Annotated in this window: 1 protein-coding gene; it reads right to left on the reverse strand. The window is 74.4% G+C overall.

The annotated features are described in order from the left end of the window. A partial coding sequence (locus tag ACLD7X_RS18980) for a CNNM domain-containing protein (RefSeq protein WP_411425232.1) occupies positions 1-446 on the reverse strand: 446 nt, incomplete at both ends.

Raw genomic sequence — 446 nt, forward strand, 5'->3', positions numbered from 1 at the left:
CCCGCCATCATGGCGCGCTCCTCGGGTTCGATCACGCCTTCGGCATGGGCGTCGGACAGGATGGCGCGCACCTCTTCCTCGGTCACGCGGGCGCCGCCCTCGCCCGACTGGCCCAGCGCCCACAGCACCGCGCGGCCCGACCGGTCCAGCACCCAGACCACCGGCGCCGCGACCAGCGACAGGCCCAGCATCGCGGGCGCCACGCGCATCGCCAGCCCCTCGGGGTTGCGCAGCGCCAGCCGCTTGGGCACCAGTTCCCCCAGGATCAGCGACAGGTAGGTCAGCGCCACGACCACGCCCCCCACGCCCAGCGTGGCGGCCAGGTCGTCGTCCATCCCCCGCGCCTCCAGCCAGCCCGACAGGCGCAGGCCCAGCGTGGCGCCGGAAAACGCCCCCGACAGCACGCCCACCAGCGTGATGCCGATCTGCACGGTGGACAGGAACCG

Source organism: Aphanothece microscopica RSMan92 (assembly GCF_046613545.2).
Lineage (GTDB): Bacteria > Cyanobacteriota > Cyanobacteriia > PCC-6307 > Cyanobiaceae > NIES-981.